This window comes from Bacteroides sp. MSK.20.12, assembly GCF_019052435.1.
In the GTDB taxonomy this organism is placed as follows: Bacteria; Bacteroidota; Bacteroidia; order Bacteroidales; family Bacteroidaceae; genus Bacteroides; species Bacteroides xylanisolvens.
The window spans coordinates 72,712-87,301 of sequence record NZ_JAHQVH010000007.1; the positions used below are offsets into that span (position 1 = coordinate 72,712).

General features: G+C 42.7%; 10 protein-coding genes. 7 read left to right on the forward strand and 3 right to left on the reverse strand.

Features of this window, described 5'->3' with window-relative positions:
• Positions 1–11: 11 nt before the first annotated feature.
• Positions 12–185, reverse strand: a complete 174-nt coding sequence (locus KTR06_RS05785) for a hypothetical protein (RefSeq protein WP_165450467.1) — start codon at positions 183–185, stop codon at positions 12–14.
• Between the two features lie 196 nt (positions 186–381).
• Here KTR06_RS05785 and KTR06_RS05790 point away from each other — a divergent pair, with 196 nt between their 5' ends.
• The 3 genes from KTR06_RS05790 (at position 382) to KTR06_RS05800 (ending at position 5,733) form a co-directional block, all read left to right on the forward strand.
• The gene (locus KTR06_RS05790) at positions 382–1,548 is read left to right on the forward strand and encodes an MFS transporter (RefSeq protein WP_120067341.1); all 1,167 of its coding nucleotides are present in this window, start codon (positions 382–384) and stop codon (positions 1,546–1,548) included.
• A gap of 35 nt (positions 1,549–1,583) precedes the next feature.
• Positions 1,584–2,471, forward strand: coding sequence for a carbohydrate kinase (locus KTR06_RS05795; RefSeq protein WP_008025948.1), 888 nt, complete (start codon positions 1,584–1,586; stop codon positions 2,469–2,471).
• 436 nt (positions 2,472–2,907) lie between these two features.
• Positions 2,908–5,733: a substrate-binding domain-containing protein gene (locus KTR06_RS05800; protein ID WP_317196110.1), complete on the forward strand. Its 2,826-nt coding sequence runs from the start codon at positions 2,908–2,910 to the stop codon at positions 5,731–5,733.
• A gap of 80 nt (positions 5,734–5,813) precedes the next feature.
• Here the strand turns inward: KTR06_RS05800 and KTR06_RS05805 are convergent, their stop codons facing one another.
• Entirely contained in the window at positions 5,814–7,202 is a 1,389-nt protein-coding gene (locus KTR06_RS05805) for an LruC domain-containing protein (RefSeq protein WP_217290052.1), read from the reverse strand.
• 83 nt (positions 7,203–7,285) lie between these two features.
• Here KTR06_RS05805 and KTR06_RS05810 point away from each other — a divergent pair, with 83 nt between their 5' ends.
• The 4 genes from KTR06_RS05810 to KTR06_RS05825 all read left to right on the forward strand — a co-directional run bounded on the left by KTR06_RS05810 (position 7,286) and on the right by KTR06_RS05825 (position 10,858).
• A complete protein-coding gene (locus KTR06_RS05810; RefSeq protein WP_120067339.1) occupies positions 7,286–7,624 on the forward strand; it encodes an MGMT family protein in 339 nt (112 codons plus the stop codon).
• 299 nt (positions 7,625–7,923) lie between these two features.
• Complete coding sequence (locus tag KTR06_RS05815) at positions 7,924–9,150, forward strand: glycine betaine/L-proline ABC transporter ATP-binding protein (protein WP_004300984.1); 1,227 nt, start codon at positions 7,924–7,926, stop codon at positions 9,148–9,150.
• The gene (locus KTR06_RS05820) at positions 9,147–9,971 is read left to right on the forward strand and encodes a proline/glycine betaine ABC transporter permease (RefSeq protein ID WP_008025959.1); all 825 of its coding nucleotides are present in this window, start codon (positions 9,147–9,149) and stop codon (positions 9,969–9,971) included. The genes KTR06_RS05815 and KTR06_RS05820 overlap by 4 nt, the downstream gene beginning before the upstream one ends.
• 20 nt (positions 9,972–9,991) lie before the next feature.
• Entirely contained in the window at positions 9,992–10,858 is an 867-nt protein-coding gene (locus KTR06_RS05825; RefSeq protein ID WP_087318462.1) for a glycine betaine ABC transporter substrate-binding protein, read from the forward strand.
• Positions 10,859–11,010: 152 nt separating this feature from the next.
• Here KTR06_RS05825 and nifJ read toward each other — a convergent pair whose 3' ends face one another.
• Positions 11,011–14,559 (reverse strand): pyruvate:ferredoxin (flavodoxin) oxidoreductase, encoded by a 3,549-nt coding sequence (gene nifJ / locus KTR06_RS05830; protein WP_217290053.1) that lies wholly within the window; start codon positions 14,557–14,559, stop codon positions 11,011–11,013.
• Between the last annotated feature and the right edge of the window lie 31 nt (positions 14,560–14,590).

Genomic DNA, 14,590 nt, shown 5'->3' on the forward strand with positions numbered 1-14,590 from the left:
TTGCTCTAAACTTAAGCTATTGGTAATTCTTCACGGCCGTGACGAGATCCTACCACGGCCGTGGTAGCTTCTTCCCACAGCCGTGAAGAGAAGTCACCACGGCCGTGGGAAGGTAACAATAACGTAGCTTTAGCACAACAAGGAACGGGATATACACCAACTATATAAAGGGCTGACGTGTACATTGAACTGATTTTACGATGAGGCGATTGACAATGTACGATTGATATTACTATTGAAATCATAAACGCCTATGTATACACGGCTAATTCGTAATACTGACTTCAATTGTACATCGTAAATCATCTGATCATAAATGAAACACTCTAATCGTACGTCTGATGATTTTTAGAATTACTACTTAATATAAAAGATAAATCAATGGAAAATAGTAAAAACTCTTCCCTTTCCAAACTAATCCCGGTGATGCTTTGCTTCTTCGCCATGGGATTCGTTGACCTGGTAGGCATTGCCTCCAATTATGTGAAGGCAGACCTCGGTCTGTCGGACTCGCAGGCGAATATCTTCCCTTCACTGGTATTCTTCTGGTTCCTGATTTTCTCCGTACCCACAGGCATGCTGATGAGCCGCATCGGTCAGAAGAAAACCGTGTTGCTTAGTTTGATTGTCACTTTTGCTTCTTTGTTATTGCCGGTTTTCGGAGACAGCTATATGCTGATGCTGATTTCTTTCTCCCTTTTGGGTATCGGAAATGCATTGATGCAGACTTCCCTGAATCCGTTGCTTTCTAACATCGTACGTGGCGACCGTTTGGCAAGTAGCCTGACTTTCGGCCAGTTTGTGAAAGCCATTGCCTCTTTCCTTGCTCCTTATATTGCCATGTGGGGAGCAACACAAGCCATCCCGACTTTCGATTTAGGCTGGCGCATCCTGTTCCCGATTTATATGATTGTAGCCGTCATTGCTATCCTGTTGCTCAATGTCACACAGATTAAAGAGGAAAAAGAAGAAGGTAAACCGTCTACTTTCGGACAATGTCTCGCTTTGCTTGGCAAACCGTTTATCCTGCTTTCTTTCATCGGTATCATGTGTCACGTTGGAATTGATGTGGGAACAAATACCACTGCCCCCAAGATTTTGATGGAACGTCTCGGCATGGGCCTTGATGATGCGGCTTTTGCAACAAGCCTTTATTTCATCTTCCGTACGGCAGGCTGCTTCCTCGGTTCTTTCATTTTACGTAAGATGTCACCGAAGTCTTTCTTCGGGATTAGCGTTGTGATGATGCTGATAGCGATGGCAGGTTTGTTTATATTCCATGACAAGACAATGATTTATGTATGCATCGGTCTGATTGGTTTCGGTAACTCCAATGTGTTCTCCGTAGTCTTCTCGCAGGCATTGCTTTACCTGCCGGGTAAGAAAAATGAAGTTTCCGGTCTGATGATTATGGGACTGTTCGGCGGCACGGTATTTCCGTTGGCTATGGGAGTAGCATCCGATGCCATGGGACAGAGTGGGGCAGTAGCCGTAATGACAGTGGGCGTGCTTTATCTCTTGTTCTATACGTTCCGTATTAAAAAATAATTTTATAACTTTGGAAACAATAAAATCCGTAGATCATGAATAATATAATCGTAGGAATGGGCGAGGCACTTTGGGATGTGTTGCCCGAAGGAAAGAAAATAGGTGGTGCTCCGGCAAACTTTGCCTATCATGTATCACAGTTTGGTTTTGACAGTCGCGTGGTGAGTGCCGTGGGCAAGGATGAGTTGGGAGATGAGATTCTGAACGTATTCAACGAGAAGAAACTGAAAACGCAGATTGAACAAGTGGATTATCCTACCGGTACGGTACAGGTGACACTGGATAACGAGGGTGTACCTTGTTACGAAATCAAAGAAGGCGTGGCATGGGATAACATACCTTTTACGGATGAACTGAAACGTTTGGCATTGAGTACGCGTGCCGTTTGCTTCGGTTCCCTGGCTCAACGTAATGAAGTGAGCCGTGCCACTATCAACCGTTTTCTGGATACGATGCCCGATATAGACGGACAACTGAAAATCTTTGATATTAATCTCCGCCAGGACTTCTACACCAAAGAGGTATTGCGCGAATCTTTCCGCCGTTGCAACATTCTGAAGATAAACGACGAAGAACTGGTGACCATCAGCCGTATGTTTGGCTATCCCGGCATCGACTTACAGGATAAATGTTGGATTCTGTTGGCAAAATACAACCTGAAGATGCTGATTCTGACTTGCGGAATTAATGGCAGTTATGTGTTTACCCCGGGTGTTGTCTCTTTCCAGGAGACACCGAGAGTTCCGGTTGCCGATACGGTGGGGGCAGGTGATTCCTTTACGGCTGCTTTCTGTGCTTCCATTTTGAATGGAAAACCGGTTCCCGAAGCTCACAAACTTGCTGTTGAAGTTTCTGCTTATGTCTGCACGCAAAGCGGTGCAATGCCCGAACTTCCGCAGGTTTTGAAAGACAGACTAATGTAATTGTTTGATGGAAAGTAAGTATAGAGGTATATCTCATTCCGTGGGAATATACCTCTTGTTCTTTTTGCATGATTCGTATGATATGAGAGGTAGGGGTATAAAAAAAGGAGCAACGCCTTGCTCCAACCTTTGTTAACCTTAAATCTAATACTATGAAAAACACATTGCAAAGATACGGACTTCTGCTAAATCTGCAAATAATCCAAATAAAAAGAGATGTTTTATAACATTTATTGAGTGTTTGTCTTACGCTTTATACTTTTGTTAATAGTTTCCGGTTGAATATTGGGAACTGTTTTGCATTTCTTTGGAGGGGTAATGATGAGAATAATTGGGTGATAGATAGCATACTCACAGTTTTATTTCTTATTTTTGTTCTCAATCGTCCATTTGGGTCATAGAAAGAAATACGAAAAAAATGAGAATGATTAGAATGATGGGATATACGAAGTGGATAGCAGTCTTGCTCTGTCTTCTTGGCATGACGGCTTGTCGGCAGGATGCACCGCGTTTCCGTATCGGGGTGGCGCAATGCAGCGATGACTCCTGGCGGCATAAGATGAATGATGAAATTCTCCGCGAAGCAATGTTTTATGATGGAGTATCGGTTGAAATCCGGTCGGCTGCGGATGATAATCGCAAACAGGCGGAGGACGTTCATTATTTTATAGATGAAGGGGTTGACTTATTGATTATCTCTGCCAACGAAGCGGCCCCCATGACTCCGATTGTAGAGGAAGCTTATCAAAAGGGAATACCTGTCATCTTGGTAGACCGAAAGATTCTTTCTGATAAATATACTGCCTATATCGGTGCCGACAATTATGAAATAGGACGTGCGGTAGGAAACTACATTGCATCGAGCCTGAAAGGAAAAGGGAATGTGGTGGAACTTACCGGACTGGGTGGCTCAACTCCTGCCATGGAACGCCATCAAGGATTTATGGCTGCTATCAGTAACTTTCCGGATATCAAACTGATTGATAAAGCGGATGCTGCGTGGGAGCGTGAACCGGCGGAAGTGGAAATGGATAGTATGCTCCGTCGGCATCCGAAGATAGACGCCGTGTATGCGCATAATGACCGTATTGCTCCGGGAGCTTATCAGGCTGCAAAGAAAGTGGGACGGGAGAAGGAAATGATTTTTGTCGGTATCGATGCTCTCCCCGGCAAAGGCAACGGATTGGAAATGGTGCTCGACAGTGTGTTGAATGCTACTTTTATTTATCCGACCAATGGCGACAAAGTGATGCAACTGGCAATGAATATCCTTGAGAAAAAGCCTTATCCCCGGGAAACGGTCATGAACACTGCGGTGGTCGACCGTACGAATGCGCATGTCATGCAACTTCAGACAACTCACATCTCGGAACTGGATCAGAAGATTGAAACATTGAACGGACGTATCGGCGGATATCTGTCTCGTGTTGCTACACAGCAGGTGGTGATGTATGGCGGTTTGGTCATTCTTCTATTGGTGGCAGGCTTATTATTGGTAGTCTATAAATCTCTCCGTGCTAAAAATCGTCTGAATAAGGAACTTTCCGAGCAGAAGAAACAGTTGGAAGAGCAGCGGGACAAGTTAGAGGAACAACGCGACCAATTAGAAGAACAGCGGGACAAACTGGAAGAGCAACGGGATCAGCTCATCCAGCTTTCTCATCAACTGGAAGAGGCAACGCATGCCAAACTGGTTTTCTTCACAAATATATCTCACGATTTCCGTACTCCGCTGACATTGGTTGCCGATCCGGTAGAACATTTATTGGCCGATCATACACTAAGTGGAGATCAGCATCGAATGTTGATGCTGATTCAACGAAACGTGAATATCCTTTTGCGTCTTGTTAATCAGATTCTGGATTTCCGTAAATACGAGAACGGTAAGATGGAATATACACCTGTTCAGGTAGATGTTCTTTCCTCTTTTGAGGGCTGGAACGAATCATTCCTTGCAGCGGCCCGGAAGAAACACATTCATTTCTCTTTTGATAATATGCCGGATACGGATTACCATACATTGGCGGATATGGAAAAGTTGGAACGTATTTATTTTAATCTGCTTTCCAACGCGTTCAAGTTCACACCGGAAAATGGAAAGATAACGGTTCGTTTATCCTCCTTGACGAAAGAGGATACTCGCTGGATTCGTTTTACTATAGCCAATACCGGTTCAATGATTTCCGCCGAACATATCCGGAGCATTTTCGATCGTTTTTATAAAATAGACATGCACCATGCCGGTTCGGGAATCGGACTTGCATTGGTCAAAGCTTTCGTTGAATTGCATAAAGGTACAATTTCTGTGGAAAGTGATGAAAAGCAGGGCACTGTCTTTACCGTTGATTTACCGGTACAGACTTGTGAAACTATTCTGGCCGAAGATTCTCTAAAGTCATCAATCTCTGCAGTTCCTTTAAATCCCGGTTCTCCCGCCTCTTCCGCCTCTTCCGACCTGAATGAAACTTTAGCTGTCGAAGAAGAGGAACTGGAAAAAGGCTATGATTCTTCCAAGCCTTCCGTTTTGGTAATTGATGATAATGCGGATATCCGTTCGTATGTACGCGGATTACTCCATACCGATTATACTGTTATTGAAGCAGCAGACGGTTCGGAGGGCATCCGCAAAGCAATGAAATATGTCCCGGACTTGATAATCTCTGATGTGATGATGCCTGGTATTGATGGAATAGAGTGTTGTCGTCGGCTGAAAAGCGAACTGCAAACCTGCCATATCCCTGTCATCTTATTGACAGCCTGTTCTTTGGATGAACAACGGATTCAGGGATATGACGGAGGTGCGGATTCTTATATCTCCAAGCCCTTCAGTTCGCAATTGCTGTTGGCACGCGTTCGTAATCTGATAGATTCACATCGCCGCCTGAAGCAGTTCTTTGGTGACGGACAAACGTTGGCAAAAGAGGATGTTTGCGATATGGATAAAGACTTTGTGGAAAAATTCAAGGCTTTGATTGAAGCAAAGATGGGAGATTCAAATTTGAATGTAGAGGATTTGGGTAAGGATATGGGATTAAGTCGTGTGCAACTCTATCGCAAAATAAAATCCCTGACTAATTATTCTCCGAATGAATTGCTTCGTATCGCTCGTTTAAAGAAAGCTGCTTCCCTGCTTGCTTCGTCGGATATGACAGTGGCAGAGATAGGTTATGAAGTTGGTTTCAGTTCTCCTTCTTATTTTACTAAATGTTATAGAGAGCAGTTTGGTGAAAGTCCGACAGATTTGCTGAAAAGGAAAGGATAGAATCAAAACTATTCACGTCAGAATACAATAAATCCCGGTAACTTGAATTTTCAATGTTTACCGGGATTTATTGATATGTGTTAGTTATGAATCAATAAACTTTTATCTGCGTTTCCTTGATTATACCAGTTTTGTTCGTTTTTGCCACTACTTTGCGCCCATTTTGCGAATCCTTTATAGGCTTCCAAGAAATTAGCTTTTTCAATAGCATGTGCTGCGTTGCCTGGTACTCTTAATCCCCAAATCAGGCGTCCTGCACTAAAATAATAATTATCATCTTCTTCGTCCCCGTTTGTATATACCGGTAGCAGATTTTTATCATTGAATGGATATTGGTAAGTGATCGGTTCAATACCATTCATATGGATTTCTGTTCCGCTATCATTACGTTTTAAATACAAGTCGAATTCATCGCCTTCTAATATTTCCTTTACTTCTTTTCTCTTCTTTAGGGTGATCAGAATATTGATCTCCGGTAAATCACTTGTTGCTACCAAAGCATTCTTTTCTGTATTATAATATTGGCTGCCTGCAGGTTTAGCCAGATTCTTAATTAAAGGGCTGTAATCAATGATAAGATGTTTATTGGGGACAAGATCTACTCCGTCGATCGCAGGAATCACGTTTTTAGTTTCATAAACTTCTATACTTTCCACTTCGTCAGAATCTATTTCTTTCAGTCTTAAATAAGGAGAATAAGGGAATATTCCTCCGATAGCTTTTAGACGTAATCCTATTTGTATATACTGCGCAGTGTATTTTTTGTCAACCTTTTTAATACCTTGGAACTGCACCTTATAATTGACTACAAAATCATTAAAGTCATAATCTCCTAATGATGGGAATTGGTCTTCAAACATGATTGTTCCCCAACCATCTTTGGGATGAGAAATGACTCCTTTTGCCAATTGGATGTCATCTTCTATATCATGCCCACGAGTGATTGACCGGGTGGTGTTAGATTTGGATTTGGCATCATTAGCAATGTTCAGTGAGAAACTTCTATCTGCATTTACAGGTATGGCTACTTTTTTTGTTTCATTGGTGCTGGTTTTGTACTGGGCATACAATGTATTTACGTAGGTTGGGATGCTCAAAGGGAGACTTGAAATTTCTGTATCTACAGGAATGTCGGCTATTTTCTCTTCTTTACTACATGCTTCATCCAAAAAGAAGGAAACCATAGTGGGGGTAGTAGCAGCTACTGTTCCTGCGGCTACTTGAGTTAATTTCCATTGAAAGCCTGCGGGTATATTCAGGTCTTTTACTTGAATTTCTTTTTCAGGTTGCTTGCTTTCATCATAAAGGTTCTTCTCACAGGAGCTGAAAGCGAATACTCCAAATAAACAAGAAGCGAATAGAATTGTCTTCTTTTTCATAACAGCAGTGCTTGTTTTGTTAATAATAGGGTTGCTTTTAATGGGTACAAAGGTCGGGATTATTTGTAAATAAAGCAAATAAAGTTGCATATTTTATTTGAAATGCTTTTATTATTTGCAAATTCTTTTCTTTTTATCTAGTTTTGGAACTGAAATAAAGTAATGTTTGAGTGATGAAAGATTATAAAGTAGACAAAGCGAGTCTCTCCGCATCCTTTTGTCAAGAGGTGTATCAGGTTGTTCGGGAAATTCCGGTAGGTAAAGTTTCTACCTATGGGGGAATTGCCGCATTATTGGGAATGCCTCAATGTTCCCGTATGGTGGGGCGTGCCTTGAAACAGGTTCCGGATGATTTATCTACGCCTTGTCACCGGGTTGTCAATGCATCGGGACGCCTTGTTCCGGGGTGGACAGAGCAGAAACAACTCTTGTTGGAAGAAGGGATCTCTTTCAAGCAAAATGGATGCGTAGACTTGAAAAAGCATCTTTGGAATTACTCCGTATCTGAATGAAATTTGCATATTTAATCTATTTTCCTTACCTTTGTGCCAACAATATGCAAGAACAGACTGTTATTTATTTATGAAAATACTGTTTTCTACTGTTCATTGAGAGGATAATCTTATCAAATTCTATTCCTTTTAAACTACTCAGTCTGTCTTTTAAAACCATTTTAAAAAACGTCGGATCATCATGTTGTCATGTGACATGACTGAACCATGCGAACATTCAACTTGTTTATCGTAAGTGAGAATGAGGAACGCAGCAGTTGAAAACAAAACAACTATTATAATCTAAACCAATATATTATATGAGTAAAATAGAAATAAAGGATTTGTACCTTATCTTTGGTCACGAGAAGCAGAAAGCACTCAAGATGTTGAAAAAAGATAAGAGTAAAGAGGAAATTCTGAAAGATACCGGTTGTACGGTAGGAGTGAAAGATGCCAATCTTTCAATTAATGAAGGAGAGTTTTTTGTGATAATGGGACTCTCGGGAAGTGGAAAATCGACATTACTGCGTTGTATCAATCGTCTGATACGTCCTACTGCCGGACAAGTGCTTGTAAACGGAGTAGATATATCTAAAATATCCGAAAAAGAGTTATTGCAGGTTCGTCGGAAAGAGCTGGCGATGGTTTTCCAGAATTTCGGTCTGTTGCCTCACCGTTCCGTATTGAGTAATATTGCATTCGGTCTCGAACTTCAGGGAGTGAAGAAGGAGGAACGTGAGAAGAAAGCTATGGAAAGCATGATGCTTGTCGGATTGAAAGGATACGAAAATCAGATGGTAGGCGAGCTTTCCGGTGGAATGCAACAGCGTGTCGGACTGGCCCGTGCCCTGGCTAATAATCCTGAAGTACTTCTAATGGATGAGGCTTTCTCTGCGCTCGATCCTCTGATTCGTGTGCAAATGCAGGATGAACTGTTGGCTTTGCAATCGAAGATGAAAAAAACAATTGTCTTTATTACCCATGACTTGAGTGAAGCGATTAAACTGGGCGACCGTATTGCCATTATGAAAGACGGAGAGGTGGTGCAGGTAGGTACTTCAGAAGAAATACTGACCGAACCGGCTAACGATTATGTAGCCCGTTTTGTTGAAAACGTGGACAGGAGTAAAATTATCACCGCTTCTTCTTTAATGATTGACAAACCACTGGTGGCCCGTTTGAAGAAAGAGGGACCTGAAGTATTGATTCGTAAGATGCGTGCGAAGAATATCACCGTATTACCTGTCATAGACGCCGATGATAAACTGGTCGGAGAAGTACGTCTGAACGACCTGCTTAAGTTACGTAGCAGACAGGAAAAATCCATTGAAACGATTGTGCGTACAGAAGTACATTCTGTATTGGAGGATACAGTGTTGGAGGATATACTTCCTTTAATGACAAAGAGCAATTCGCCGGTATGGGTGATTGATGAGACGCATGAGTTTTTAGGAACAATCCCGCTTTCCTCCTTAATCATCGAAGTGACGGGGAAAGATAAAGAAGAAATAAACGAAATAATTCAAAACGCAATAGATTTATGATAAATATAGGACAATATATAGAGATGGCCATCAATTGGATGATGGTACATTTTTCCACTTTCTTTGATGCCATAAATGCAGGCATCGGTAGTTTTATTATAGGATTCCAACACGTACTTTTTGGAATACCTTTTTATATAACCATTCTAGTGCTTGCTGCACTCGCATGGATGAAGGCAGGACGTGGTACGGCAATTTTCACCGCATTGGGATTATTACTGATTTATGGAATGGGATTTTGGGAGGCTACTATGCAAACCCTGGCTCTCGTTTTTTCATCTACCTGTCTGGCTCTGATTGTTGGTGTACCTTTAGGAGTGTGGACGGCAAACAGTCCGCGTGCAGAGAAAATACTCCGTCCTGTTCTCGACTTGATGCAGACGATGCCTGCTTTTGTTTATCTGATTCCTGCCGTTTTATTTTTCGGATTGGGAGCAGTGCCGGGAGTGTTTGCCACCATTATCTTTGCTATGCCTCCTGTGGTCCGTCTTACCGGATTGGGAATACGGCAAGTTCCTAAAAATGTAGTGGAAGCTTCCCGTTCGTTCGGGGCTACCCGTTGGCAGTTATTGTATAAAGTGCAGCTTCCTTTGGCGTTGCCAACCATCCTGACAGGTGTCAATCAGACAATAATGATGTCGCTTTCTATGGTTGTCATTGCTGCCATGATTGCTGCCGGTGGTCTGGGAGAAATTGTATTGAAAGGTATTACCCAAATGAAAATCGGACTTGGGTTTGAAGGTGGTATCGCAGTTGTTATTTTAGCTATCATCTTAGACCGTATCACACAAGGAATGGCAGGACGAAAAAATAAGAACTAAACGGAAAGGATAAAATACGTATGAGAATATATAAAATAGTAGGAATAGTATTGTCAGCTATACTTTTGCTGGCTTCCTGTACTAATTCAGACTTAGAGAAAAAGAAAGTAAAAATAGCCTATGCCAATTGGCTGGAAGGTATTGCCATGAGTCATTTGGCTAAGGTGGTATTGGAAGAACATGGATATGAGGTTGAACTGCAAAATGCTGACCTTGCCCCCATCTTTGTATCTATGTCAGGAAAGAAATCTGATGTCTTTCTGGATGCCTGGTTACCAATAACGATGAAAGATTATATGGATCAGTATGGAGACAGCATCGAATTCCTGGGTGAGGTATATGGAGAAGCCCGTGTAGGACTGGTTGTTCCTCAATATGTTACGTTCCAGTCTATTAGTGAGCTGGAAGCTAACAAAGACCGTTTTTCTTCCGAAATAGTGGGAATTGATGCCGGAGCAGGGATAATGAAGACGACCGATAAGGCCATTGCTGCTTATGGACTTGATGGGTATACCCTCATGACTTCAAGTAGTTCCACCATGCTGGCTTCTTTGAAAAAAGCGATGGACAAAGGAGAATGGATTGTCATCACGGGGTGGACACCGCATTGGATGTTCGACCAGTTTGACTTGAAATTCTTGGATGATCCGAAGAAAGTATATGGAGACTTGGAAGAAATACATGCTATTGCATGGAAAGGATTCAGTGAGAAAGATCCGTTTGCTGCCGAATTCTTTGGCAACATTAAACTAACGACAGAAGAACTTAGCTCTTTTATGACAGCTATGAAGGATGCCCGGATGGATGAAGAAGAAATAGCCCGCAAATGGAGGGATGAACATCGGCAGTTGGTGGATAGTTGGATTCCGAAGTCTGAGAATAAATAGATTGGAGCATTGTTATTCTTAATTTTAAATATAAAATAGACATGAACTCTAGTGGGAAAAAGGGAGTATTGTTTATGTTAGACAGAGTTCATACAATAAAAAAACGGTAATCTTCTACAAGATTACCGTTTTATATTTATAGGGTATTACTATTATTCAGCACCCCAGTTTTCTCTAGCCAAACGTTTGTAGCTGTTGTAACGCCATTTAGCGTTTTCTTCAGCAGCTTTGAACAGTTCTTCAGCTTCAGTAGGATATTGTTTCATTACAGAAGCGTAACGAACTTCACCCTTCAAGAAACCTTGGAAATCTTCCCAGTTCGGTTCTTTGCTATCCAATTGGAATGGGTTCTTGCCTTCTTCTTCCAAAGCCGGGTTGTAACGCCACAAGTGCCAGTAACCGCACTTAACAGCTTTTTCTTCTTCTTCCTGGCTCTTACCCATACCTGCTTTCAGACCGTGGTTGATACACGGAGCATAAGCGATAATCAAAGATGGTCCCGGATATGCTTCAGCTTCACGGATAGCTTTCAGAGTTTGAGCTTGGTCAGCACCCATAGCGATCTGTGCAACATATACATAACCGTAAGTAGTAGCCATCAGACCGAGGTCTTTCTTACGTACGCGCTTACCAGCAGCTGCGAACTTAGCGATAGCACCTACCGGAGTAGCTTTAGAAGACTGACCACCTGTGTTAGAGTAAACTTCAGTATCCAGAACGAGGATGTTAACGTCCTTACCGGAAGCGATTACATGGTCAAGACCACCGTAACCGATATCGTAAGAAGCACCGTCACCACCAATGATCCACTGGCTGCGTTTTACAAGATATTGTTGCAGTTCAGCGATTTGTTTGCAGTGGTTACATTTATCCTTGTTAGCTTCAACAACCGGAATGATCTTAGCAGCCAATTCCTTAGTCTTGTCCGCATCCAGCATATTGTTGATCCATTCAGCGAACAGTTCTTTCACTTCAGCAGGAGTGCAATCAGCAGCAATAGCCTCGTTCATCACTTTCACGAGACGAGCACGCATCTTTTCGTTAGCCAATTCCATACCCAAACCGAATTCACAGAAGTCTTCGAACAGTGAGTTAGCCCAAGCAGGACCGTGTCCGTTTTCGTTTGTAGTATACGGAGTAGAAGGAACAGAACCAGAGTAGATAGAAGAACATCCAGTAGCGTTAGCAACCATTTCACGGTCACCGAACAATTGAGAAATCAATTTCACGTATGGAGTTTCACCACAACCAGAGCAAGCGCCGGAGAACTCAAACAACGGAGTAGCGAACTGTGAGTTCTTCACGTTAGCCTTGATATCAACAAGATGTTGTTTAGTCTTCACGTTTTCAGCACAGTAAGTCCAGTTTTCAGCTTGAGCCAATTGGCTTTCGAGGTGTTTCATTGTCAATGCTTTGCCACCCTTCTTCGGATTACCCGGACAGATGTCAGCACAGTTACCGCAACCCAGACAGTCGAGAACGTCCACCTGGATACGGAATGTCATACCGTCGAATGCTTTACCTACAGCTTTCAGTTGTTCGAACTTAGCACCCTTCTGCTCTTCAGCGTCGAGTACGAACGGACGGATAGAAGCGTGAGGACAAACGTATGCACACTTGTTACACTGGATACAGTTTTCCGGATTCCATTCAGGAACGAATGCAGCTACACCACGTTTTTCGTATTTAGCAGTACCTTGATACCAAGTACCGTCTTCGATACCCTTGAATGCAGATACCGGCAACAAGTCACCGTCTTGTGCATTGATCGGACGAACTACTTCGTTGATGAATGCAGGATCGTTGTTTTCAGCTTTTGCGTCATCCGGAAGGTTAGCCCAAGCAGGATCAACAGCCAAAGTCTTGTATTCACCACCACGGTCAACGGCAGCATAGTTCTTGTTAACAACGTCTTCACCCTTCTTGCCGTAAGACTTAACGATGAATTTCTTCATCTGCTCAACAGCTTGTTCTACAGGAATAACGTCTGTGATACGGAAGAATGCAGATTGAAGGATTGTGTTGGTACGGTTACCCAAACCAATTTCCAGTGCAATCTGTGTTGCGTTGATATAGTATACAGAAATGTTGTTCTGTGCGAAATATTTCTTAACCTTGTTAGGCAGGTTCTTAGCCAGTTCTTCACCTTCCCAAATTGTGTTTAATAAGAAAGAACCGTTCTTACGCAAACCACGAGTTACATCGTACATGTGCAGGTAAGCCTGAACGTGACAAGCAACGAAGTTCGGAGTATTTACCAGATAAGTAGAACGGATTGGATTGTCACCGAAACGCAAGTGAGAACAAGTGAAACCGCCCGACTTCTTAGAGTCATAAGAGAAGTAAGCCTGGCAGTGTTTGTCAGTGTTGTCACCGATAATCTTTACAGAGTTCTTGTTAGCACCTACTGTACCGTCAGCACCCAAACCGTAGAATTTAGCTTCGAACATACCTTCGCCGCCTAAAGCGATTTCTTCTTTTTGAGGAAGAGAAGTGAAAGTAACGTCGTCTACGATACCGATAGTGAAGTGGTTCTTCGGCATTGGCATAGCCAAGTTTTCGAATACTGAAAGGATTTGAGCAGGAGTAGTATCTTTTGAACCCAAACCGTAGCGACCGCCAACGATAACCGGAGCATTTTCTGCACCGTAGAAGCAGTCTTTAACGTCAAGGTAAAGAGGTTCGCCGTTAGCACCCGGTTCTTTAGTACGGTCAAGAACTGCGATAGTTTTAGCAGTCTTAGGTACAGCAGCCAAGAAGTGTTTAGCAGAGAACGGACGATATAGGTGTACGGCAACCATACCCACTTTTTCGCCGTTTGCTACCAGGTAGTCGATAGCTTCGCGGGCAGCTTCTGTTACAGAACCCATAGCGATAATTACGCGTTCTGCATCTTCTGCACCATAGTAATCGAACAAACCGTATTTACGACCTGTGATCTTAGAAATTTCATTCATGTATTCTTCTACGATAGCAGGAACTGCTTCATAGTAGTTGTTGCATGATTCACGATGTTGGAAGAAATGGTCAGGATTTTCAGCCATACCACGAGCTACCGGTTTCATCGGGTTCAGTGCGCGGGCACGGAATTCAGCCAAAGCTTCCTGGTCGATCAGCGGAGCAAGATCATCATTTTCCAACATTTCAATCTTTTGGATTTCGTGAGATGTACGGAAACCATCGAAGAAGTTCATGAACGGAACGCGAGATTTGATGGTAGCCAAGTGAGCAACACCAGCCAAATCCATAACTTCCTGTACAGAGCCTTCAGCCAACATAGCAAAGCCAGTCTGACGAGCTGACATTACGTCTTGGTGGTCACCGAAGATACACAATGCGTGAGAAGCCAATGTACGAGCAGACACATGGAATACGCAAGGCAAGAACTCACCGGCAATTTTGTACATGTTAGGGATCATCAGGAGAAGACCCTGGGAAGCAGTGTAAGTAGTAGTCAACGCACCAGCCTGAAGAGAACCGTGAACTGCACCGGCAGCACCACCTTCAGATTGCATTTCCTGTACTAATACTGTTTCGCCGAAGATGTTCTTACGTCCTGCGGCAGCCCATTCGTCTACGTACTCAGCCATAGTCGAAGAAGGAGTGATGGGGTAGATAGCTGCTACTTCAGAGAACATATACGAGATATGCGCTGCAGCTTGGTTACCATCACAAGTGATGAATTTCTTCTGTTTAGTCATAACTAAATTAAATATTTAAGTAAATAAATCT

Bases quoted from the DNA above. Each gene is read 5' to 3' on its own strand.
- KTR06_RS05805 (WP_217290052.1), bottom strand. From the start codon at position 7,202: ATGCAACTTTATTTGCTTTATTTACAAATAATCCCGACCTTTGTACCC.
- KTR06_RS05790 (WP_120067341.1), top strand. From the start codon at position 382: ATGGAAAATAGTAAAAACTCTTCCCTTTCCAAACTAATCCCGGTGATG.
- KTR06_RS05800 (WP_317196110.1), top strand. From the start codon at position 2,908: ATGGGATATACGAAGTGGATAGCAGTCTTGCTCTGTCTTCTTGGCATG.
- nifJ (WP_217290053.1), bottom strand. From the start codon at position 14,559: ATGACTAAACAGAAGAAATTCATCACTTGTGATGGTAACCAAGCTGCA.
- KTR06_RS05795 (WP_008025948.1), top strand. From the start codon at position 1,584: ATGAATAATATAATCGTAGGAATGGGCGAGGCACTTTGGGATGTGTTG.
- KTR06_RS05785 (WP_165450467.1), bottom strand. From the start codon at position 185: ATGTACACGTCAGCCCTTTATATAGTTGGTGTATATCCCGTTCCTTGT.
- KTR06_RS05815 (WP_004300984.1), top strand. From the start codon at position 7,924: ATGAGTAAAATAGAAATAAAGGATTTGTACCTTATCTTTGGTCACGAG.
- KTR06_RS05810 (WP_120067339.1), top strand. From the start codon at position 7,286: ATGAAAGATTATAAAGTAGACAAAGCGAGTCTCTCCGCATCCTTTTGT.
- KTR06_RS05825 (WP_087318462.1), top strand. From the start codon at position 9,992: ATGAGAATATATAAAATAGTAGGAATAGTATTGTCAGCTATACTTTTG.
- KTR06_RS05820 (WP_008025959.1), top strand. From the start codon at position 9,147: ATGATAAATATAGGACAATATATAGAGATGGCCATCAATTGGATGATG.